Source organism: Pseudoalteromonas sp. J010, from assembly GCF_003934235.1.
Classification (GTDB): Bacteria; Pseudomonadota; Gammaproteobacteria; order Enterobacterales; family Alteromonadaceae; genus Pseudoalteromonas; species Pseudoalteromonas peptidolytica.
Genome location: NZ_RDBW01000019.1, coordinates 90,372 through 112,701, shown reverse-complemented (window position 1 = coordinate 112,701; position 22,330 = coordinate 90,372). Strand labels below are relative to the sequence as shown.

The 22,330-nt window shown below is 43.0% G+C and carries 17 protein-coding genes and 1 CRISPR repeat array; of the genes, 4 read left to right on the top strand and 13 right to left on the bottom strand.

The features are described from left to right. Positions 1–85: 85 nt before the first annotated feature. The 5 genes from EAG18_RS11860 to EAG18_RS11840 all read right to left on the bottom strand — a co-directional run bounded on the left by EAG18_RS11860 (position 86) and on the right by EAG18_RS11840 (position 5,751). Positions 86–526 carry a hypothetical protein gene (locus EAG18_RS11860; RefSeq protein ID WP_125252596.1) on the bottom strand — a complete coding sequence of 147 codons (441 nt, stop codon included), beginning with the start codon at positions 524–526 and terminating at the stop codon, positions 86–88. A gap of 289 nt (positions 527–815) precedes the next feature. Continuing rightward, positions 816–1,176: a CRISPR direct-repeat array (repeat unit 32 nt; unit sequence GTTTCAATCCACGCGCCTGCGGGAGGCGCGAC). Between the two features lie 350 nt (positions 1,177–1,526). Continuing rightward, positions 1,527–2,366: a lipase chaperone family protein gene (locus EAG18_RS11855; protein WP_125252595.1), complete on the bottom strand. Its 840-nt coding sequence runs from the start codon at positions 2,364–2,366 to the stop codon at positions 1,527–1,529. Beyond that, a complete protein-coding gene (locus EAG18_RS11850) occupies positions 2,363–3,280 on the bottom strand; it encodes a triacylglycerol lipase (RefSeq protein WP_125252594.1) in 918 nt (305 codons plus the stop codon). The genes EAG18_RS11855 and EAG18_RS11850 overlap by 4 nt, the downstream gene beginning before the upstream one ends. Positions 3,281–3,530: 250 nt before the next feature. Further along, positions 3,531–4,493 (bottom strand): phosphatidylinositol transfer protein, encoded by a 963-nt coding sequence (locus EAG18_RS11845; RefSeq protein ID WP_125252593.1) that lies wholly within the window; start codon positions 4,491–4,493, stop codon positions 3,531–3,533. A gap of 229 nt (positions 4,494–4,722) precedes the next feature. Next, the gene (locus EAG18_RS11840; RefSeq protein WP_125252592.1) at positions 4,723–5,751 is read right to left on the bottom strand and encodes a nitronate monooxygenase; all 1,029 of its coding nucleotides are present in this window, start codon (positions 5,749–5,751) and stop codon (positions 4,723–4,725) included. 252 nt (positions 5,752–6,003) lie between these two features. Here EAG18_RS11840 and EAG18_RS11835 point away from each other — a divergent pair, with 252 nt between their 5' ends. After that, positions 6,004–6,513 (top strand): hypothetical protein, encoded by a 510-nt coding sequence (locus EAG18_RS11835; protein WP_125252591.1) that lies wholly within the window; start codon positions 6,004–6,006, stop codon positions 6,511–6,513. Positions 6,514–6,625: 112 nt separating this feature from the next. Here the strand turns inward: EAG18_RS11835 and EAG18_RS11830 are convergent, their stop codons facing one another. The 4 genes from EAG18_RS11830 to EAG18_RS11815 all read right to left on the bottom strand — a co-directional run bounded on the left by EAG18_RS11830 (position 6,626) and on the right by EAG18_RS11815 (position 8,922). Next, the gene (locus tag EAG18_RS11830) at positions 6,626–6,838 is read right to left on the bottom strand and encodes an EF-hand domain-containing protein (protein WP_125252590.1); all 213 of its coding nucleotides are present in this window, start codon (positions 6,836–6,838) and stop codon (positions 6,626–6,628) included. Positions 6,839–6,846: 8 nt separating this feature from the next. Continuing rightward, positions 6,847–7,068, bottom strand: a complete 222-nt coding sequence (locus tag EAG18_RS11825; protein ID WP_125252589.1) for a crotonobetainyl-CoA--carnitine CoA-transferase — start codon at positions 7,066–7,068, stop codon at positions 6,847–6,849. Positions 7,069–7,120: 52 nt separating this feature from the next. Then, positions 7,121–7,342, bottom strand: coding sequence for an EF-hand domain-containing protein (locus EAG18_RS11820; protein WP_125252588.1), 222 nt, complete (start codon positions 7,340–7,342; stop codon positions 7,121–7,123). A 653-nt stretch (positions 7,343–7,995) separates the two neighbouring features. After that, positions 7,996–8,922: a hypothetical protein gene (locus EAG18_RS11815; protein WP_125252587.1), complete on the bottom strand. Its 927-nt coding sequence runs from the start codon at positions 8,920–8,922 to the stop codon at positions 7,996–7,998. A gap of 353 nt (positions 8,923–9,275) precedes the next feature. Between EAG18_RS11815 and EAG18_RS11810 the strand changes: the two genes are divergently transcribed. Further along, positions 9,276–10,091 (top strand): hypothetical protein, encoded by an 816-nt coding sequence (locus tag EAG18_RS11810; RefSeq protein WP_125252586.1) that lies wholly within the window; start codon positions 9,276–9,278, stop codon positions 10,089–10,091. Positions 10,092–10,149: 58 nt separating this feature from the next. Here EAG18_RS11810 and EAG18_RS11805 read toward each other — a convergent pair whose 3' ends face one another. Next, the gene (locus tag EAG18_RS11805) at positions 10,150–10,875 is read right to left on the bottom strand and encodes a YebC/PmpR family DNA-binding transcriptional regulator (protein WP_125252585.1); all 726 of its coding nucleotides are present in this window, start codon (positions 10,873–10,875) and stop codon (positions 10,150–10,152) included. Between the two features lie 239 nt (positions 10,876–11,114). Between EAG18_RS11805 and EAG18_RS11800 the strand changes: the two genes are divergently transcribed. Continuing rightward, a complete protein-coding gene (locus EAG18_RS11800) occupies positions 11,115–13,883 on the top strand; it encodes a methyl-accepting chemotaxis protein (RefSeq protein ID WP_275557280.1) in 2,769 nt (922 codons plus the stop codon). 114 nt (positions 13,884–13,997) lie between these two features. On the opposite strand, the gene EAG18_RS11795 is transcribed toward EAG18_RS11800, so the two are convergent. Together EAG18_RS11795 and EAG18_RS11790 are read right to left on the bottom strand one after the other, a co-directional pair. Continuing rightward, the gene (locus EAG18_RS11795) at positions 13,998–14,471 is read right to left on the bottom strand and encodes a peroxiredoxin (protein ID WP_125252584.1); all 474 of its coding nucleotides are present in this window, start codon (positions 14,469–14,471) and stop codon (positions 13,998–14,000) included. Positions 14,472–14,558: 87 nt separating this feature from the next. Next, positions 14,559–16,625 (bottom strand): winged helix-turn-helix domain-containing protein, encoded by a 2,067-nt coding sequence (locus EAG18_RS11790; RefSeq protein ID WP_125252583.1) that lies wholly within the window; start codon positions 16,623–16,625, stop codon positions 14,559–14,561. Between the two features lie 323 nt (positions 16,626–16,948). On the opposite strand from EAG18_RS11790, the gene EAG18_RS11785 reads away from it, so the two are divergent. Beyond that, a complete protein-coding gene (locus tag EAG18_RS11785; protein WP_125252582.1) occupies positions 16,949–19,984 on the top strand; it encodes a TonB-dependent receptor in 3,036 nt (1,011 codons plus the stop codon). A gap of 220 nt (positions 19,985–20,204) precedes the next feature. On the opposite strand, the gene EAG18_RS11780 is transcribed toward EAG18_RS11785, so the two are convergent. Further along, positions 20,205–22,214, bottom strand: a complete 2,010-nt coding sequence (locus EAG18_RS11780; RefSeq protein ID WP_125252581.1) for a beta-propeller domain-containing protein — start codon at positions 22,212–22,214, stop codon at positions 20,205–20,207. Between the last annotated feature and the right edge of the window lie 116 nt (positions 22,215–22,330).

Below are 22,330 nucleotides of genomic sequence, written 5' to 3'. Positions count from 1 at the left end.
AGACCCTGTTGTATCTAGCCCTACTCTGGCAGCAAGACCTGCGCCAGTCGGCAAAGCTAAGTTACACGCCAAGCGCTGACTCAAATTATTGCAACGCCAGATTGGTTCTAGGCAAAGGAGTAAAACACAGACGTGTTTGCATTTCACCTGTTACCAATTCAGTTTGTGTAATGTCCCAGCTATTATAGAGGCGTAGCTGTTTATCCTGTTGCACATAATAAAACCCTAGTTGATCCAACCGCGAAGCCCACCTAAACGCTAAAACCAGATCGCAACGGATAAAAACACTCAGCTCTCGGTATAACATGGGTTTATCACCGCCCCAAAGCAATTGATAAGGCCTATTGGCACGCTGTAAAGCCCCTTGCCAAAATCGTGAAAGCCGCTCATTCTTAGTTGCACTTTGTATCTCACCGCTAGGATTCCAGAGGCTGATAATCGCCCCTGAAGCTTCAAAGCGCAGTGGCCGTATTGGTCTAAAATACACATCCAAGTATAGTTGCCATAAATCTGGCTCAATTCTCATTTGTTATACCAATTTGCTTAATTAAGTGGTCTATTTTGAGGCGAGAAAATCTTGTCGATAACACCGCTTCCGCGTCCTGCTCACGCCGAGGTACCTACGTCCTGTAGGCAAGGCAAAAATTTTGCTATTTAGTTGTTCTAAATAAGAAATTTTTAACGCTGTTAGCGTCAGATTTACTCCTTCAAATTTAGCAAGTATTAAGTCAAATTGGTATTACACCTTATCTTGATATGTGACTTAGGCAAAAAGTTTAAAGCGTTACTCCTTTGTTATGCTAACTCTCAAATTAAAATAACCTTATGCGCCTGCGGGAGGCGCGACCAATCAGCTTTCGAGTCTGAATACGCTTAGTTGGTTTCAATCCACGCGCCTGCGGGAGGCGCGACCTGAGGTGGGGGATTTTAGCCGCGCGGTTGAAGAGTTTCAATCCACGCGCCTGCGGGAGGCGCGACTGGTGCCGCTTCCTGTTTTGGCTCTACAAACTTGTTTCAATCCACGCGCCTGCGGGAGGCGCGACTCTGGGGAGTGGTACCTATGACCCCAGAGCAAGAGTTTCAATCCACGCGCCTGCGGGAGGCGCGACTATTTCGCTATTGGCATGATGAGGTTAGCCGCCATGTTTCAATCCACGCGCCTGCGGGAGGCGCGACTGCCTTGCTTTCAAGGCACAACAACCCTAGCACGGATTGCTGTTTTCCGCTAACTGTCAGTTAAATGGGGTTTAATACCCGTTTAACTGACAAAGAAAAGAAGTTTTTCCATATTTTTAAATAACTTATAAAATCGCTAGATCCCTGGGGTTTTGGTGAGTACGCTGCCCTAGCGATTTAATCGACTTCATATTTTATACCATACACTATTTAAAAAACTTAACCTCTGTCAATCGCGACTTATATACAGCAATAACTTGTCAGTACAGCTAATAACACAAATACCTAACTAGTCAGTGTTCAACTTGGATAACACAAGCTACACAGCGCTTGGTGCCTATCAGCAAAGATCATTTGCTCAATACAGCCACTCGCTTGCGTTCATTTTCAGTAAAACTTTTTATTAATAGGGCTTCAATCTGCTCTGTTGCCGCCGGGGTACTACCATACTCGGCTAAAATGGTTTGTTTTTGCGCTTGAAACGTGTGCAGCTTTTGCTGCCACTCTAGGTCTTGCTGTGTTACTTCAAGCATACGCATTGCAACGTCATCACCAAGATCAGCACTTAATTCATTGTAACTTCGTTGCTTGAGGTTAGCGTGTAAATCATGAAGCTGCGCCGTCGCACGAAACAAAGACTGCTCGGACTTTGCAAGCTGACTGATATTTGCTTCTATAAGTTGCTGTTTTTGCGCTTCGCTCAAGCGAGTGTCTGATAAAATCTGCCAACGGTTCACTGTTTGCCTATCCCATGCATTATCCTCCTCAAACCACAGCACAATTACCTCTTTGGTAAAAAAACGACGCTGTAAGGCGTGCAATTGCTCAAGCCGCTCTGACAAATTAAGCTGCTCATCCACTTGCCCTAATGCTTGTTTAAACTCCACATATCTACCAGCTATTTGATGAAGGCACTCAGGCAATAAACTTAGGTGATCAGCCCACTGCTCAACTTCTTGTAAATTCTGTAATGCAAAAAGCCAGTCATCGATTAGATATTTATCCTCTTTACTGAAAGGCTTGCACTCAGCACTCACCGATACCGTATTGATAGATTGTGGAGCCTTACTCTGTTCGTATTTAAGAGTAGGTGCAGTCACTAACTGGGGGAAATGACTTGACCGTTGCTGCTGAGTAAAAATCAGTAACATACTCAGAAATACGATAAGCAGCAGGCTCCACTTTTTCATAGTGCTAATGCCTTCAAGCGGCGGATATGTTGTCTATAAACTGTTAATGGATCAGTTTCAAACAGATGGTGAATGCCAATTGTTTGGTTTACCTGATCTAAGTGGTTCATTTTGAATTGGTTATTAATCACTTGGCCTAAATTACTAGAGCAAGCCGACACCAAACCATCGTTGGCTTCATCAAATACTTGTGAGAACAAGGCTAAAGCATTGTCGGCAGGGTCAAAAACATTCGTCCATGCTTTGCTGCCACTCCAAGAAAAATAATGTACGCCATTACTGGCTAGGCTTTGTGTTTCAGCGCAGTAGCTACTCGGCACACCTTCAGGATATTTTTGATTGAATGCCAAGGTTCCTTCTGTTGTTAAGGCGCTGAGTGCTTCTAGCGCGTCTTTTGGTACGCCTGACTTACCTGACAGTAAATCAATTAGTCCTGCAAGCGCGTTAGCAAGGGAAGCTAAAAACTGCTCTGAGAATGAGCCACTATCAACGCCACCACGCACAACATCCGCAAATCGACTGCCCCAATTAACGCCGCCGATACTGGTTACAGACGCTACCCACTCAGGTTTTACCGAGGCCACATAGCGGATAGTTTGTGCACCTTGGCTGTGGCCGATTAAATTAACTTTTTCTTGCCCTGTTAACGCTCTCACTATTGCGACTTGCGCCAACAACTGCTCGCCACGCAATTCTGAATTATGGGCAGAAGATACTTGTGCAACGTATACCTGACCACCTTCTTCTTGAATAACTTGCGGGACGCGATAGAAATAATCTACACCCAGCAAATTATCAAAGCCAAACAACCCGTGCACTAATATCACCGGATATGTTAGCTGCTCTTCACTGTGCGCGGGGGATCCCACGATTGCCAATACCCCAAATAGGGCGCTAAGAATTAACCTTTTCATGTACTTGCTCCAATTGTTACAATTTAATAACAATACAACTGTAGAGGACAATGGTCAGAGGTCAAGCCAGAATGATGTGTTAAATGAAATTTTAATGAATCAAAGGTAAACAAATGTAAATATAAAAAGGATGCAGAATGAGAAAATTAGTAACTGAATATCTACACTTTAAATTGTTGCTGCTGGTTTATTGTCTATCTGAAGCTTGGATAAGAAGCAAGCTGGCTCATCCAAGCTTCGGGATCAGCGTTTATTGACAATCTGCATGCGGATAGGTTGCCAAGCCATCAAGATGAACACGATAGCTATTTCCTGTAATCGGCGTTGTACCGTAATGCCCTGCATCAGCACCTATGGTAAAAGCCTGTGATGCTGGGATCCCTGCTTTAATAAAAGCTTCAGCGTCTGTTTTTGCATTACCGTAGGCGCGCACGACCTCTATACCCTGTGCTTCTAGGCGATTAATTTCAGCGGTTTTATACTCAGCCGTTTTGAATAAGCTGGTTTCGTTACTCAAAGAGGTGCGCAAAAACCCTTGCGGTAGGCCCATCCAATTTAACCAACCGCGTGTCCCTTTTGCATACCAATATACGCGCGCCGTCAAAAATACAGGTTGATAACCCAAATCTAAATAATGACGGACTAGATCGTATGCTCCGTCTTTTGGTGAGGCGTGATCTATTCCTGTATAGTCGCCGATTTGCTCCGCATCGGACTCTGTTAAGGTGCCATCAATATCAAACAACACAGCTTGAGTCCCAGGCTCTACCACGGTGACATAACCCTGCGCCCCAGTACCGTCAGCGGGCACCCCAGCGTATATACGATACTGTCCTGCAGGTAGCGCTGGCAAAGAAATAAAGGCCTTGCCATCGCCATTTGTCGTTTGCTCCCCAAGATAATGCCAGTTCGAGTCTGACTCACTGCGATAATAAAACTCCACAGCTTCAAACTCTAAATCTTTGTGGGTGATACTACCATAATCAAACTTTGCGGTGATCTGGGTTACGGTACCACTTGCTGTTACTTGATCATGCACCATATGGTAGCTCGGTAGCCAAGATAAATACTTATTAAAGTGATTAGAAAAGCTGCGCTTTTCCATATTGGGGGCAGCATACTGTGTTTCTAGCTCACTGATGTTGGGACACTTTGGGGCTGCCAGTGAAGAAAATGAAGTGAATAACGCAACGGCTAAAATAGAATGTCTCATGCACGACTCCGTGTTTATTATTGTCGATAACAAATACATCACTTGAGGATCACTTTGCTATTCTCAAGTGATAAAGCGCAAGGCACGATAATCATCGCCCTGTCATAAAACGCTAGAGCATAAACTCGAAATGTGTCAAATATGTTAAATTAATATTAATCCAAAATATAAACCCTACGCTGCTAAATTAACCTGTATCCAGAAAACTCTATCGCATTAGAAGTACGTATTACTTTCCATTCAAGATAGCGACCATTGCTTCGATACTGACTTCCTGACATCCTCGTCGGTTACTACCGCTCCAAAGCGGGCTAAAGTCACCTTTCCCTTGCTTTTCGGCTGCAACGCGTAAAGGTGTCAACGCAGCGGATGCGTATGGGAAGCTTGGTGTTTGCTCGTAGATAAAATCAAGTGCAAGCATTAGCCGATTCTCAATCCCACGAGCTGGTCGACCTGAAAATACATTTGTCACAGCAGAAGGCTCAGCTAATGATTTAAGTGCATGACGATGAACTTGCGTGGTATCAGCTTCATCACAGAGTAAAAAGCTAGTACCTAATTGTGTTCCACATGCACCAAGTTTTTGCATCATCAACACATCTTGATGTGAAGCAATGCCACCTGCGGCAATAACCGGAATAGGTAACTTCTCAACCAGCTGTGTTACCAATTGTTTTGTTTGCAATTGCTCATCAAGTTTAGCTTCAGTAAACGTTGCCCGGTGACCACCAGCTTCAATTCCTTGAGCGATCACGATGTCTGCACCATTTTTTGCCAACCAAATTCCCTCTTCTACTGTTGTTGCTGAAGATAAAATCGTCGCTCCCCAAGACTTTACCTTTGCCACCAGTTCTGGCTTTGGTAAACCAAAGTGAAAGCTGATAACTGGAGGTTTGTAAGGAGCAATCGCCTCAGCCATCTCCTCATCAAATGGCCTCCTAAGTACACCGACCTCATTGTCGGGTGTTAGGCCAAATTCAGCATAATATGGTGCTAATTTTTGTAGCCACTTACTTTGCTGTTGCGTATCCAACTTGGGCATATCATGACAAAAAAAGTTAAGGTTGTACGGCTTGGATGTTTGTGCCCTAAAGTTTTTTATTTCACACACCACCTGCTCTGCGTTAAGCATGCCACATGGGATTGAGCCTAAAATTCCAGCCTTGCTTGCTGCGGCTGCTAAGCGCCAATTTTGCACGCCTGCCATTGGCGCTTGGATCATAGGAATTGAAATATTAAGTAATGTAGAAAGCTGCATTATAAAGTCCTTGTTTTTATCGTAGCGCTGATACACTCATACACTATAGACACGCTCTGTGTGGGGCCAGCAACATAGTAAAACACAACCGTGTTCATTAGACACCTTTTTGCTCGTTGGCACTCAATTTTAACCTGACGCATACGTGCCTTCATCTCCTGCGTTTTTGGCATTGTAATCTAAAGTAATTTGCGTAGCGGCAGCCTTGAGTTACACTCACGTAGATCTCACTGCGCAGTTTAAGGATGTACCATGCACGAGCATACACAACGTATCTGTGATTTTCTTAGCGAAATAAACTTACCTTACAAACTCCACTCAGTAGAAGCAGACACGTTTTTACCTGGTTTAAAAACTGTCATGGGCACACTTTATATTGATACCGATAAACTCATGTACCCAGGTGATATACTTCATGAAAGCGGCCATATTGCAGTATGCGAGCCTATATATCGCAAGCAACTACATGAAGATGTGTATAAAAACGGACTAAAAAATGGCAGAGAAAAGCAAGCCATGCACGCTGAAGAAATGGCAGCAATTGCTTGGTCTGTGGCCGCAATCCAACATATTGGATTGCCAATTGAAGTCGTACTACACCAAGATGGCTATAAGGGGGCATCCTCAAATTTAATTGATGCCTTTAAGAGCGGCGGTGGACTTGGCTATCCACTGCTCGACGCATGGGAAATGACATGCCCTAAAGCGGGTTTTCCTAAAATGAAAATATGGATCAGAGAGCGTCGCTGGATTAATGAGTAGGTTAACTAGTGGTTCACATGAGGTTTTGTTCTTTTTGTCATCACCAACTCAGCTAAACAGCTAGGTTAGTGATGACATAGTGCTCCACGCTTAGAGGCTAAAACCAACTATCTTAATTAAGTGGTATTAGTTCTTGTGGAGACAGCTTACCGTCTTCATTGCTGTCTAGTTTATCAAAAATAGCCGTGAGTGAATCTGATAATGCGGCTTCGCTTTTTGAGATGAACCCATCTTGGTCTAGGTCAAAGTCGCTAAACTCGGCTGCCATGACAGCACTTGACCCTAGTGCCGTAATGGCCAAACAGAGAGTGATTACTGGTTTCATGATCCCTCCTAACCTTTAAAATTAGAAAATTCAGACGCACTAAGCTGACCATTTTTGTCCGCATCCAACTTCTCAAATTGACCAAGTAGTGAGGAGGACATCGAAGCCTCTTGCTGACTTATTTGACCATCTTTATCTTTGTCTACATCTTGAAATGACAAGGTCGCCGCAAGTGCCATTGTGCTCACTAATACGCCAATCGTTGTTGCACATACTGTTCTAAGTTTCATCACTATTCTCCTTACCATACTAGATTATACCAATTTGACTTACACTCTTTTATTAGCCTTTGAAGTCGTTAAATTCAGACTGGCTTAACTGCCCATCTTGATCCGCGTCAAGGTCTTTAAACTGCGCCATTAAATTTGGATTCGCTTTAGATTCACCTAAAGAAATATAGCCATCCCCATCGGCATCGTATTTATCAAAGTCTGCGCTGGCATGAGCTGCGATTGATGCAAAAGAAAGTACAAGAGTTGATAATGTGATTGCTAACGTTTTCATATTAATACTTGCTCAATTTGAAGGAGTAAATCTGACGCTAACAGCGTTAAAAATTTCTCATTTAGAACAACTAAATATCAAAATTTTTGCCTAGTTATCGACAAGGTTTTCTCGCCTCAAAATAGACCACTTAATTAAGCAAATTGGTATTACTGTCGCTATGACTATTCCAACTTTAGTGCCAGAATTAAAAAAGCAATATTTTTCAATATGTTAAATTTATTTATATGAGCGCATTCAGAGTCAATTCAGTAGCGTTGTTGCCATTTAGCAACACCAATCCGGAGAAGATAGAAAAAAGTTAAGTAATTCATAAAGTTAAACTGTCGCATAAAAGCGACATAGTCAATAAGAGGTCTTTTGAAAGGAAAGTAAGTTTGCCGAAAAAACACCAAAACAATGGATCTGTCACCATTGTAGCGAAAAAGCCATCGACATAATTTACAACATAGAAAAACAATAAGCTCATAAATATCAACTAGATATAAACACTCATGCTAATGTTAATCTATATTCGATAGATTTTTTGGTAGAAAATAAATACAAAAGGCAAATGTGTTGCTAATTGGCAACACATTTGCTTCATCGACGATGCTTTAGATTAATACCAATCAAACCGCTCAAAAACAAACTTGAAAGGTCAGCAGGCCCTATTACCCATTAGATTGGCTTTTTAGCTCTTCCAGCATACGCTCGTCACCCATCAAGTTTTTCAAGATTGCTTTGACCTTTGGATCTGCTGCGTTTTCATAAAGAGACAACAAATCTTGCGCGATTTTCTTCTGCTGTTTAGGGTCTGAGCCGGACTGAAAATATTGTGACATCAGCCCTTCAGCAGCTAAGCTCTTTACGTAATCGTTCTGCTCTTGTTCAAGCATTTTCACAAACGATTGTGACAAACGCTCATCAACAATAGGAGTGCGTGACACTAGCTCTAATGCTTGTAATCTTAACTTTTCATCGTTCATGCTGTGCGTCATATTAAGAATGGATTCTACCGCTTGGTAATCATATTGCTCTAAGTCATTGCGGTTTAGCATAAACATATTCATTTGTAACTGACTCATTGCAGCTAACCGCTCTGCTGCTGGTAGACTGCTATTGAGGATTTTCTGTTTTAGTTCGTTACTTACTTGGCTTGCATACTCAGGATCGGTTTTGATCCGCATTTCATAGTCTTCAGGTAAGTCTTCATAAAACCCATAAATTGGATTCTCTGCTTTCATTTCTGCTATTTTTTGCTGCTCACGCTTTTCTATTAGCGAAAACACCAAAGATTCAAATTCTTGAGGCGCTTGTTCAGACAACATTTCTGACTTTTCCATCGACAGCGCTTGTATACGCGACTCTAGCTTATCGATTCGGGTCAATAACGCATCAATATCTTGAGTTTGCTTGTTCGCTGCGCTTGCTGGGACATGGTATTGCGTTGCCTGCTCTGTAGATTGATATGCGGGTGCAGGATAGACTTGAGCTGCAACAGGGCTAGTCGCCAGCTTTGTTTGGATAACATTAAACCCAGAAAAAGCTAATGCAAGAACCGAACAAGAAAGCGCAATATTGAGTTTAAGATTTGACATGAGCAAGTTACCCTTTGAAAAAGTAGCAATGTAATACATCTGCAAGATAAATACTGTAAATGATTGTATTGTAAATTGATACAGCTTCGTCTAGTTAACCTAAACTTGGAGTAAGAAGTTATTTTTTAATACAAGGTACATTTGTGCGTCAATATCTAGTCTATTACAAACCAGTTTAACGCAGTAACAAGGGATAACAGCGGTTGGATAACAAGTTATTGTCCCAGACTCAGGTTATACCTATGGTTTGTATGAGAAGTGAGCTAACATATTGTTTTTAAAGGTTATACCCCAGCGTTTTAAAGGTGACATAACGCCCCAGCACAGTCGATATAATGTAAAACGGAGTTTAATTGGAACCAATACTGGCTAAACATCACTATAAATTACATGTCTTAAGTTTACTTGGCATTGCATTTATTATGGCTATCTTTGGCAATGGTGCACTGTGGCACAGTCATCAAGCGCTGCTACAGTGGTGGCTTCCAGCGGTGTCGGTGCTGCTGTTATTACATTTGGGGTGGCGCATTAGACAAGCCAGCTTAAGTGTTGGCACGACTGCGCTACATTTGGACATTAAACTCTGCTGGGTCGCGCTGCTGTTATGTAGCGGTGGGGATCTCATCAATGTTAATCCCTTACAGGTTTACCATCGCCAAGATACCATAATAAAGCACGACTACCTCATTGACTCAATTTGGTTATTTGCATCAGGTTATGGTCTTTTGCTGTGGCTACTCGTTAGAATGCTCAAACGGGAGTTCTCGCTCACAATCACCCAAACTACGCTATTAATCGTCGTGGCAGCAGTGTTGTCTTCACTGAGTTATTACCAACTCTATTTACCTAATATAAGTTTATATTCATTGCTTTTAAGTGCTGGCTATAGCTTTTTAGTGGCGTTACTTGCAGTGTTTGGCAGCTGGTTATTGATTCAAAATTTACGTCTTGGCTTGCGACTAAATTATGCCGTTGCCCTTGGCTTTATTCTAGCCATGGTTGCTGATGCTATCATTGGACAATTTTGGCTCTTTGCTAAGAATGGCGAAGGATATTTCCCCATTGCCAGACATGTAAATTGGATTGTTTATATTAGTTCTCAAGCACTATTGTTGTTATTTCCTATCGCCCTGATACGCACTCACACAATGAACCAACACTTACGCTAAGCTACAGGCCGAGCAGTGTCGGCCTTCTATCTACCTACTTTGAACGTAAGCGCAGATATTATCTTTTTATGATTGCATTGTGATAAACGTTTTGTACGTCATCGACATCTTCTAGCATATTGATTAGCTTTTCGAATGTTTCAATCGCTTCTGCATCATCTATTTCTACATGTGTTTGCGGCACCCAAGTGATTTCATCTACTTCAAATGTGATGCCTTCAAACGCTTCTGTTAATGCAGTTTTTGCTTTGAAGTACTCAGTATGTGGAGCAAAAACCGATACCTGACCGTCTTCTACTTCCACGTCAGTCACATCGACATCAGCCATCATTAGCGCTTCCAAAACTGACTCGTCATCATCACCTGCAAAGCCAAGGATTGCAAAGTGATCAAACATATGCGCAACACAACCTGGACTTCCTAGGTTTGAGCCAGTTTTGGTAAACGGTAAGCGTACATCTTTGATTGTACGATTCATGTTATCTGTTAGGCAGTCAACGATGATCATGCTGTTACCAGGGCCATATCCCTCGTAACGTGCTGGCGTGTAGTCTTCACCGGCACCACCGGCTGCCTTTTCAATTGCTTTGTCGATTACGTGCGCAGGAACTTGATCTTTTTTTGCTTTATCGATTAAACGACGTAACGACAAGTTAGTTTCAGGATCTGCGCCGCCATTTTTAGCAACAACGTAAATCTCTTTTCCGTATTTTGAGTTTACTTTTGTTTTTGCCGCCGCCGTTTTTGCCATGGCGTTTTTGCGGACTTCAAATGCTCTGCCCATCTTAATGCTCGTTTTGTAAAAATTGTCGAAGATTTTACCAAGACATTTGAGTTACGGCTATACCCTAATTATCTGTATAGGTAATTAGCGGCACGTTAAGCTTAAGAGGTTCACTTACTCAGTAGCCAGTAGCCAGTAGCCAGTAGCCAGTAGCCAGTAGCCAGTAGCTTGGCTTATACGATAATGTTGTGGCACAGCTAAATAACTACACTATAGTTACTACTGTTAAATAACCTACTATGGGTAAGTTTGTTATGATCATGTTTGGCTTAGGAAAGGCAAAAAGGGACAATGACCTAGACGCTCCTCTTTTTCAGCACATAAAAAAAACCACTGCGTACCTTGAGATTGATCATCAAGGAAATACTATTGAGGTCAGTAACCGGTTTAAGCAGCTGCTGGGGTATACACCCGATGTACAGCTTACTTCAATCAATCAAATTTGCCGCAGCCCAAAACACAAAAGCGCCCTAAAGCAAGCCATTACGCAATTGGCGAGCCAATCTCAAGTTAGCGTTGAAATAGCCTTTGACACCGCAAAGCAAGTAATTAAGCCATTACTGCTTGAGCTCTCCAAAACACCTCAAGGGAGGATTGTGTTGATTGCAACAGATATTAGCCATTACCGCACCACTATCAATACTGCACGAGCAAGCCTGCAAGCACTTTCATCTTCGTTTGCAATGGTTGAATTTAACGCTGATGGCACTGTTTTATCCGCAAACGACAAATTTTTATCATTGCTGGGTTATGAGCTAGCTGAGATCCAGAATCAACATCACAGTATGTTTGTTGAAGATAACGATGCCAAAAGTGAAGACTATCAATTGTTTTTACAACAGCTAAACAGTGCAAAAAGCTTTGAGGGTGAATATAAAAGAAAAACAAAATCCGGTAAAACGGTATGGCTACATGCCACTTATACCCCTATCGTTAACGCCAATAATCAGCTGAGTAAAATAATTAAATACGCTATTGATATTTCGGAGCAAAAGTTTCAAGAGGCGACATATCAGCATCAAATCAGCGCCATCGAGCAAACTCAAGCGGTTATTGAGTTTGACCCGAACGGCAATATCATTACCGCAAATCCACTCTTTTTAGATGCCGTTGGATACAAGCTGACAGAAGTACAAGGCCAACACCATCAAATATTCATGGATAACAATGAGGCTTTAAGTAGCCAATATATCGCTTTTTGGCAAGCTCTGCGGCAAGGGCTGCATCAATCAGGCGAATTCAAGCGCGTCACTAAAACAGGGCAAACACTTTGGATACAAGCAACCTATACACCCATACGTGATGAAAGCGGTGATGTTTACAAAATTATAAAGTACGCCTCGGACATCACAGCTACCAAACTCGCTTCTTTTGACTCTGCAGGGCAAATTGCGGCGATCAATCGTTCACAAGCCGTCATTGAATTTGATTTACAGGGAAATATTTTAAAAGCCAACCAAAACTTTTTATCCACTATGGGTTACAAAGAAGAAGAGGTTATCGGCCAACACCACCGTTTATTTGTTGCAGAAGACTATGCTCAAAGCACCGAATATAAAGCCTTTTGGCAACGCCTTCAGCAAGGACAGTTTGAGTCAGGCGAGTTTCATCGTTTGGCCAAAGGAGGCAAAGAGGTCTGGATCAGCGCAACCTATAACCCAATTTTGGACGAGCAAGGTAAACCACTTAAAGTGGTCAAGTTTGCGACCGACATAACCAAGCAAAAGCTGAGCCATGCCGACTTTTCAGGGCAATTAGCTGCAATCCGCAAGTCACAAGCGGTGATCGAGTTTGCAATGGATGGAACTATTTTATGGGCAAATGAGCTATTTCTTGACACCATGCACTACAAACTGGAGGAAATTCAAGGTAAGCATCATCGCCTTTTTGCCACAGCTAAACAAGCAAACAGTGCCGAGTATCAAGAGTTTTGGCATAAGCTTAATAGAGGTGAGTTCGATTCAGGGCAATACCTAAGGCACGATAAGCATGGTAACCATGTTTGGATCCAAGCATCTTATAACCCTATCCTAGATCAAAAAGGGAAACCTTTTAAAGTCGTCAAATATGCAACCGATATTACGGCTCAAAAACAAGCTGTTGAGTGTATTAAAGCGGCAATATTCGCGATGGAACAAGGCGACCTAAGGCATCGTATCACCGTGCCGCTAGATGGCGAATTTAGCGTACTTCAGCAAGCTATGAATGGCTTATTTGATAAGCTGAGTGATTTGGTCAACACAATCAATCGCGGCGCTGAGCAAGTATTCGATGTTGCAAAGCAAATTGCCAGCAATAACGAAGACTTAAATAGCCGAATTGAAAACCAAGCCGCGAGCTTGGAAGAAACCGCAGCAACAATGGAAGAGCTCACTGCCACCGTCAAGAAAAATGCAAATAGCGCCAGTCATGCTGCCGAAAAAGCGACATTTGTTAGCGAAAAAGCGCATTCAGGTAAAGCATCAATTGATGATGCCATCACAGCGGTGGGAAAAATAGAATCCTACAGCACGAAAATATCTGACATTATTAGCGTAATTGATGAAATTGCTTTTCAAACTAATTTACTGGCACTCAATGCGTCAGTTGAGGCAGCACGAGCAGGAGAGGCCGGTCGTGGTTTTGCCGTTGTTGCAGGTGAAGTCAGAAACTTAGCACAGCGCAGTGCATCAGCCGCGCGGGAAATTAAGTCGTTAATTAAAAATAGTGTGGATGCAGTAGCACAAGGCAGCAAGCTTGTGTATGAGTCTGGTGTAACCTTTGAGGAACTGATGCAGTCTATCGCAGATGTCAGTCAGATGGTCGAAGAGATAGACAATGCAGGCAAAGAGCAAGCGGATGGGATCTCTGCGGTATCCACCACGATTGCGCAAATGGATAACATCACCCAACAAAATGTGACGCTAGTAGAAACCACTTCCCGCTCAGGAAAGCACATGGAAAATCAAGCTAAACTACTCACCGACCAAGTTGCGTTTTTTCAGCTAAACAACCTAAACGATGAGTAAGTGACTTGAAATTCGGATAATTGACCCGAAATTAGGATAACTGATCTGAGTTCGGTTTAATTAATGCCTTTCTCGCTGCTAGTTAAGACACATTCATTATCCTCAACTCATAGGCTAGAGCAAAGCTAAGATAACTTCAGCTTTGCTTACCTCAAATTGTTTTGGTTGCTCCACATTCAGGCTTGTCACTACACCATCTTCAATCACCATGGCGTAGCGCTGCGAGCGCAGGCCACCAAAAGCACCGGTATCCATGTCCAGCCCAATTGCTTTTGTGAAGCTGCCATCACCGTCGCCAAGCATCATAATGGCTTGTGCATTTTGTGCTTCACCCCACGCTTTCATCACAAAAGCATCGTTTACTGATACACATGCGATAATATCCACACCTTTGGCGGTAAACTCATCTGCATTAACCACAAAACCAGGCAGGTGCGAAGCTGAGCATGTAGGTGTAAATGCGCCTGGCACGGCAAAAAGAACTACCTTTTTACCGGCAAAGCAGGTAGCGACATCATGATTAACCATGCCATCTGCGGTGAGCTCGCTCAGTTGTGCCTGAGGTAGTTTTTGTCCAACTTCAATCATTTTCAATTCCTTCAATTTATACCAATGTTCTTAATTAAGTGGTCTCTTTTGAGGCGAGAAAACCTTAACGTGTTGCTTCACTCAACATTAGAGTCTATCAATACGCTTTATATCGACTTGCGGGATCTCATAGCCTGTAAACAATAGCCAGTTTTTTGTTTCAATAAACTCCAGTCCCCTACTGCGGCTAAAACTGCGCTCAGGCACACGGATAATGTCTTTATGTTGTTTACTCGCAAAGTCAAAGTAGCTAATGCGAAAATCACCACGATGAACAGATAAGTAGTAGATACCTGAACGAGACACTGACCAGCTCGCGCTTGATGCTAAATATGCCCCAGTAAATAAATGCTGATGTTCTTTAGACATCAGATCCATTTTCCACATTTCTTGTTGTTCACTTTTGTATATGTATAAGGCATCTTTGTACTCAATCGCCGTCGTCCCAGCGGTTAACTTAGTCACGGGCTTTTGATGTGCCTCTATTGACACTCGAAATATGTCTTTGCCATCTGAGACATATATATGCTTGTCGTCAGAGGACCAGCTAGGCTTGCCATGATACTCAAGACCGGTTTTTATTTGGATCACTTGCTTGTCGGCTACATCCAGTAGCTGGAGCTGACTCCCCTGCGATGATTTAGTGATAAAAACTACTTTGCTGCCATCTTTGGACCATGCTGGATGCAACGCTTGTAACTCTAATTGGGTTAGCTGTACTCGCTCGTCACCTTTGAGGTTAGACATCCACACTTCATCAAAGCCAGACTGATTAGAAATAAAAAGCAACTGCTCTGAATCTGATGAGTAATCAGGGTAACGAAAGCTCACTTGTGAGTGTAAAATTGGAAATGGGGAGCTTGCTACAGCTGCACTTAAATCAAGTTTCATAATAGAAGTATCTATCTCCCAATTATGAAAATAAAGCGCTCCGGAAGCGCTGAAATTTGGGTAGCTGAGCCCAGAAAACGGTAGCGAGGCCAATATCTTGCCGTCAAGTGACACTTTATATGCTTTACGTGCACCATGCTCTATAGATGACACCACAAGGTAATTGTCAGTAGGGTGCCAAGTCACTCCTCGTAAGTCATCATGACCTTGTAGAAGCGTAATCTCCCGACCTGAGTCCAGTATTTTCAGGTAGAGGTTTTCTAAACCATTGGGTAAGTTGCGACTGATCACGATTTTAGAAGCATCCGGTGACATCACAATACTTTCAGGGTAGCTATCTTGACAGTTCAACTGGCAATCTAAGACCGTTTCGGTCAGATGAGTTAAGTCAAGTAAGACGACCTGCCCGCCACTACCTTCACTTTTTTTCGCAACAAACCCAAGTAGATTTTTTTCTGCCGAGTAGGTCAGTGTGGTCGTCGTGTTTACAGGGCAATCTGCGAGCACTTTTTGTGCTTTAGTCACTGTATTTAGCGACTTGATGGCACACTTACCCGCTTGCTTTGCAATGAAAAATACCGTTTGGTTGTCTCGCGCCCACACCGAAACAGACGCATTTTCGTTACCATTACTGAGCTTAATAGGTGGACGGTTTGGTTGAGTAAGATCTTTTAAATACAGATGTGCATGACCACCGAGCTTTCGCCATGCAAAGGCCATAAATTGCCCATTAGGAGAAATACTTGGAAACAACTCTCGCCCGGGGTAATCGGTTACGTCAACGAGCGCATCGTTTGGGCGGTCACTGTTCAAATACAGCATTAAAGTGACGACTAAAATACACAAAGTTGTCAACATCATGACTTTGTTGACACTTATAAACTGTGCAATATTAGGTTGTACCTCAGAGCTAATAGCTGCGGGTTCAAAATGAGGAGGAACTTTTAATCTATACCCTGACTTACGAATGGTTTCGATAACCTCGTTTTCTGTATTTTCAGCGCCACAATCCAGTGTTTTGAAGGTTTTTCGCAAATGCCAAATAGCATTGGTCAAGGCTTTTTCACCAACAAAAAGATTACCATCCCATACTTGAGCAATGATCTCTTCACGTGTTACTACGTTGGGGTAGGCACGTGCCAATACTGACAATACCTCAATAAACTTTGGTTGGACACAACACACTTTCCCATCTTTAGACATACTATGTCCAATAGGGTCGATGTTTACGCCTAATAACTGAAAAGTAGTGTCGTGCTGCATGATTTCATCTGTGAATAAGTATGCAATAAATCATACCTAAATTAGTGTCTAAATGAAAAAATTTACACGATGAATGCCACTTTCGTATTTAAATCCATCTTAAAGTATTAATTAACCATCTGTTTTAAATGCTTATTTTTAAATAGATATTAAATAGAGCTAAAAACGTTAAAGAATAGATATTGGTATCATTGCATGTACTAAAGGGATGGTCAGAATGAGCAACACTGGTCCAGAATATCACCTTTTGTTTGTGAAACAATAAGGCATTCCCCGCCCAGCAGACCCTAAATCAATGAACAACAATTAGAAAAGGGATCACCGTGTTACCTAATAATAAATTAAAACTCATTACCCTATCTATCGCACTCGCATGTAGTCATTCCACAACTGCACAAGCGCAACAGATTGAACGTCAACAGGTAGAGCAAACGAGCTCGACAACCAACACTCAGGCCGAGGATCAGGCGCTTGAAAAAATAGTGATCACCGGATCGAGGATTAAAAGAGACAGCTTTTCGGTGCCAACACCAATTGCAACAATGAATGCGGAGTCTTTGAATGATGCTGGGTTTGGTTCACTGGCGGATATTTTGTTCGAAGAAATGCCGCAAGTCAGCGAAGGAACAGGTAACGGAAACTCGCAAAGTAGCGTTCAAAATACGGGACTTTCTACAATCGACCTCAGAGAGTTAGGGGTTAGCCGCACGTTAACCCTGATTGATGGTCGCAGAGTGGTTTCCAATAGCTACTCAGGCAATTACGTTAGCCTCTCAACTATCCCTAAAGGCATGGTTGACCGAGTAGAAATTATCACTGGAGGCGCTTCAGCTGCCTATGGTTCTGATGCCATCGCTGGGGTGGTAAATATCATTACACAACAAGATAAAGAAGGGGCAACTTTCCATGCTCGTGGAGGAGAAAGTACACAAGGTGGCGCAGCAGAATACACAATAAGCGCAGACTACGGTACCAGCTACGACGATGGTAAGGGCTACTTCTTTTTCAGTGCCACGTATGATGAAGAAAAAGGCTTAAGTTACTGGGATAGAAAACGTGCCCAACAGCAAGACAGCTGGGACTACGATGAAGAGCGTATGTGCAACGTGATGCTAACAGCAACTTACGATCCCGACACAAAAACAGCCTATCAATGTATGCGAGACATCGACAAATCACAATGGACTAGCCTCAGCGATTCTATCCCTGGTGGCGTCTTTGACGAGTCGAGCAGCTTTAAACCCGACGCCGGTTTTTGGTACGATGGCACAACGTTAAGAAACGATTGGCAAGAAGAACGTCACGGCATCGACTTCAACCAATTTACGATGTTAAAAGTGCCAGATAAAGATATTTCTGCAGCAGTAAAAACTGAGTATGAGTTTGACAATGAAGTAGAAGCCTACTTCCAATTACAATACAGCCGCAACACCTCACGCAATGTCAAATCACCAGAAAGTGAAGATGAGTGCGATGCGATAGTTACATACGATCCTGCAAACAATCAATTTGGCTCAGATTGTATGGGCCGTATTCCCTATGATAATCCCTATATGCCTGACGCTATCCGCGCAGAAGCAAGTTCAAAAGGCGTAAAATGGGATCGACTGTTCTCAGAAGTGGGAAATATCATCAACGACAATGAAAGAACGACGATTAGGACATGGGGTGGATTACGCGGCTACCTGTGGGATGACTGGGAGTGGGATGTCTCCGTAGGTTATGGCGAGTTCAAACAAGAGCAAAACCGTAGTAACGAAATCTTTGTTGCGCGTGTCAAACAAGCACTCAACGCTGAGCGTCTAGCAGACGGCACCATTCAATGTAAAGATGAACAAGCTCGAGGCCAAGGTTGCGTACCAATCAATTTATTTGGTGAAGGGTCAATCACAGCAGAAGCCGCTAATTATATTCGAGCTAATCCATCCATAACCACAGATATCGATCAGGTTACTGTATCTGGTTTCATCACCGGCGATTTATTTGAGCTACCAGCAGGCGCTGTAGGCTCTGCTTTTGGTTTCGAATATAGAAAAGACAGTCAGAGTGTCGCTACCAATGTGCCTAATGGCGGTGTAACCTTCAACTATGTACCTACTTTTGATGGTGATGTGAGCGTGCGAGAAGTTTTTGCTGAGCTTTCGTTGCCGTTACTAAAAGATGCCCCCTTGGCTAAGTCTCTTAGTGCAGAAGTGTCAGCTCGTATTGCCGATTACAGCTGGGCAAATACAGGGCTTATCCAAAGCTATAAAGCTGGATTTATCTACGAGCCAATTGAAGGTTACTCAATCCGGGCCAATTGGGCCAGAGCGATGAGAGCACCTACTATCACAGAGCTAATGTCTCCGCCTCGTGGTGATTATGATAGCTTTGATGATATTTGCGATGGCGTTACTGCCACTTCAATGGAGCCGGGACATGATAACTGTCGAAAAGAGGCAGGGATCCTCGCTACCATTGCTGCAGAAGGGAAGTTTGAAGATGAGAATAATGGCTATTCTCCAAACTCAGGGAATAATGAGTTGTTTGAAGAAACAGCTGATACAATTACGCTTGGCTTGTCCCTTGCCCCTTCGTTTATTCCCAACCTTAGAATGGCGTTAGACTATTATGATATTCAAATCGATGATGCAGTTACGGCGCTGGGCAACGAAGATATCATCAAATTCTGTTATGCCTCATCCATGGAATATGGCAGCGAAAATGAATTTTGTCGCGACATCAAGCGTGATGAAGAAGGGCAGATCTTTGAAGTAAATCAGCGCGTTATTAACACTGATGAAATTCGCACCAAAGGTTACGATATTGCCATGGAGTATCTGTACGATGCCAGTGAATATGGCCGCTTTAAGGTAAAAGCGGATTGGACGCACGTCATCGAGTATTCAATCACCAGTACGGGTCCTGATGGCCAATATGAGGATTTATACGAAGGCTACTTAGGCGATGACATTTTTGAAGACAAGGGCGCGATTGCACTGACTTGGTACAAAAATGACTGGCGTGTGCGCTGGAGTACAAAGTACAAAGGTGCTGTGGAAGCAAGTCGCTCTCGATATGAAGATTGGCAAGCTGCAATGACGAAAAATGATGCCCGTTGTGCCGCTGGAGAGTCAAGCTGCATCAGTAACCCTGAGCCACTGTGGCAAGGTTCACTGCCATCGGTTGTCACCCATAGTATCAGTGTAAACTACAGCATGGATTTGAATAACGATCGCTCTTTATCGATTTATGGTGGTATCAACAATCTATTCGATGAAAAGGGACCGTTTATTGTCGGTGGTAGAGGTAACTTTGATAGTGCTTATGGTTCTGGTGTTGGACGCTTTGCGTTCATTGGTGCCAAGTACCAATTTTAAAGTAAATACTGTGGTTTAGGCCACGGTAATTACAAAAAAGCCCCACATTAGGTGGGGCTAAAATCATGATTTTATCGATACAGACTCAGCAAATGTAACGCTCTTACTGAAACGGTAGGCTGCGGTGCTACAGTTCACCGCTACACAACAAAACCATGTACAACAAGACTGTGAAATCCCCCTAAAACGACGTTAAGAGTTCAAACGGTAACCATCTGCTCTAATGTGGGCCGGTGTTATTTTGAGGTGTTAACCAATCGCTTTGCCACACATAGTTGCCATGTATGTACAAAAGTTTATCGCCTTGGATAAGCCCCCTATCCGCCTCGGTATATCCCAGCACTTTATCATTACTAATAGGCGAGGTTAGCGCTGCTCGGCTGCTACCACGGTAGGTCAACGTGGAGTCCACTCCTTGCACTACTTCAAATGCAGCCAAGTCATTAGCAGTATACCAAGTGGAGCTAGCGTCACTCTCTTGTTCGGTAGTCCAATACACAATAGGTAACGTAAATCGCGTCACTGACTCATTGTCTTTTAGCATCGCCAGCGTACGATAATCATACTCCAGTGGCGTAAATCCCCCTTCAAAGATATGTGCTTTTAACAGCTTAGGTGCCGCCGGATCAGCCACATCAAATAAACTCACTTGTGTACCTGAAGCGACTTCAGAGTTTGGCTCCGTTACATGTTGTCCAACGCCAAGCAATAAGCCTTCGCCAATTGGGTGTAAATATGAGGAAAAACCGGGTACTTCTAGGCTGCCAACCATTTTAGGCTCTGTAACATCGGATAAATCTAAGACATATAAAGGGTCTATTTGCCTAAAAGTAACAACATAGGCAGTATCGCCAAAATACCGCACGGCGTACACATCTTCATCTACTTGATTGGTTTGTGGGTTCACTTTACCAATTGGGGTGGGATATTTATCATTTGGCAAAGTGGCAACTGTTACCAATGTGTTGCCTTCTGGTTTTAGAATATGCAGCTTGTGGCTATTTCCCATGCTAGTGTCATATTTACTTGTGAACACTCTGAGCATACCGTCTTGTTCATCAAATCGCGTTGCCGCCATGTTACTACTCACCTGTGCAAGCTGACCTTCAACCTCTCCTGTCGCTTGATAAGTTACCCCTTCATTATTTAGTGTCAATTGGTGTAATACTAAACCATGAGGTTGCCAAATCGCGGTATTGACCTCATCAGTGTTATCGGCGAATGTGTAGTTATACAGATATAGCGCCGTCGCTGACATATAAAAGCCCGCGGTTCGGGTGCTTACGCATGTTGTTTTAAAGTCATCAGGAGTGTCAATATTCACTTGGGTTATGGTGGTTAAGCCATGGTAGCCATCTAATGCCGTTGCATCTGCAGGCAGATAGCAACTATCTGCTGCGACTAATGGTGCTTCTGCGTTTGTTTGTAGGTTTTTAAAGGTAGGGAGCAGTGCGTTGACATCCATATCCATTAGTTGGTTATAGCTTGCTAATCTGTCATTGTCCGTATATCCACTGTAACTCAATGTATGTTCAGCTATTACATACAGAGTATCACCTATTAGACGACTACCAACTAGTGAGCCATCCATCCGAAAGCGTTTCTCGACGGCTGCTTGTTCGGGCATGGATACGTCACTGAAAGCCAGCTCTATAAAACCTTGATAATCCACTTGTGGCTGGATTGACTGTATCGATATGTCGTCTGCAAAGCCGTAATCATAATCCATCAATACACTGATTAACTGGTGATCCTGTAAATAGAGGTTTTGGCTAGCAAACGCTGAGTCCGACACAATAAGTTCATTCACTTGTACTGGCACTTCGTCAGCCACAGTATCTAACACTCTAACGAAGGTTTTACTGCTGTCCCCCTCGTAGGCAACCTCCGTCGTCCCAGCAATATACAAATAGCGCCCGTCAAACTTGATCCGGTCGCTTTGTGATACCCCATCCACAAGCTGGTTTGTCCCAGAGTATGGCGTTGTTACGGTAGTAGCGGCTGGGTTTTCCGACACGTCTTCACCGTTTTTCCCCCCTCCACTTGCGATAAAAATACCATTTTTAACAAACTGACTAAATTGCGCTGCAGAAGATGCTTGTAGCGGTGCCGTACTGTTATTTAGCGCATTGAGCGCTGGCAACGTCTTATTCTCTTCATTGTTGCTGCTACCACCACATGCACTCAAACCTGCAGCAAGTGGTAAGCTCAACCAAATTTTGTAATTCATAATGTTATCCTTGAAAGTTAAGCGTCAATTAAGCCTAAACTTTTACGCCGGCATTTCTGTTATCATCAGCGTTTGTTTTGTTATTTAATGTTACCCTTTCTGGTAATTTGTACCGC

Excerpts from the sequence above, each read along its gene's own strand:
- EAG18_RS11860 (WP_125252596.1), bottom strand. The coding sequence starts at position 526 with ATGAGAATTGAGCCAGATTTATGGCAACTATACTTGGATGTGTATTTT.
- EAG18_RS11855 (WP_125252595.1), bottom strand. The coding sequence starts at position 2,366 with ATGAAAAAGTGGAGCCTGCTGCTTATCGTATTTCTGAGTATGTTACTG.
- EAG18_RS11850 (WP_125252594.1), bottom strand. The coding sequence starts at position 3,280 with ATGAAAAGGTTAATTCTTAGCGCCCTATTTGGGGTATTGGCAATCGTG.
- EAG18_RS11845 (WP_125252593.1), bottom strand. The coding sequence starts at position 4,493 with ATGAGACATTCTATTTTAGCCGTTGCGTTATTCACTTCATTTTCTTCA.
- EAG18_RS11840 (WP_125252592.1), bottom strand. The coding sequence starts at position 5,751 with ATGCAGCTTTCTACATTACTTAATATTTCAATTCCTATGATCCAAGCG.
- EAG18_RS11835 (WP_125252591.1), top strand. The coding sequence starts at position 6,004 with ATGCACGAGCATACACAACGTATCTGTGATTTTCTTAGCGAAATAAAC.
- EAG18_RS11830 (WP_125252590.1), bottom strand. The coding sequence starts at position 6,838 with ATGAAACCAGTAATCACTCTCTGTTTGGCCATTACGGCACTAGGGTCA.
- EAG18_RS11825 (WP_125252589.1), bottom strand. The coding sequence starts at position 7,068 with ATGAAACTTAGAACAGTATGTGCAACAACGATTGGCGTATTAGTGAGC.
- EAG18_RS11820 (WP_125252588.1), bottom strand. The coding sequence starts at position 7,342 with ATGAAAACGTTAGCAATCACATTATCAACTCTTGTACTTTCTTTTGCA.
- EAG18_RS11815 (WP_125252587.1), bottom strand. The coding sequence starts at position 8,922 with ATGTCAAATCTTAAACTCAATATTGCGCTTTCTTGTTCGGTTCTTGCA.
- EAG18_RS11805 (WP_125252585.1), bottom strand. The coding sequence starts at position 10,875 with ATGGGCAGAGCATTTGAAGTCCGCAAAAACGCCATGGCAAAAACGGCG.
- EAG18_RS11800 (WP_275557280.1), top strand. The coding sequence starts at position 11,115 with ATGGGTAAGTTTGTTATGATCATGTTTGGCTTAGGAAAGGCAAAAAGG.
- EAG18_RS11795 (WP_125252584.1), bottom strand. The coding sequence starts at position 14,471 with ATGATTGAAGTTGGACAAAAACTACCTCAGGCACAACTGAGCGAGCTC.
- EAG18_RS11790 (WP_125252583.1), bottom strand. The coding sequence starts at position 16,625 with ATGCAGCACGACACTACTTTTCAGTTATTAGGCGTAAACATCGACCCT.
- EAG18_RS11780 (WP_125252581.1), bottom strand. The coding sequence starts at position 22,214 with ATGAATTACAAAATTTGGTTGAGCTTACCACTTGCTGCAGGTTTGAGT.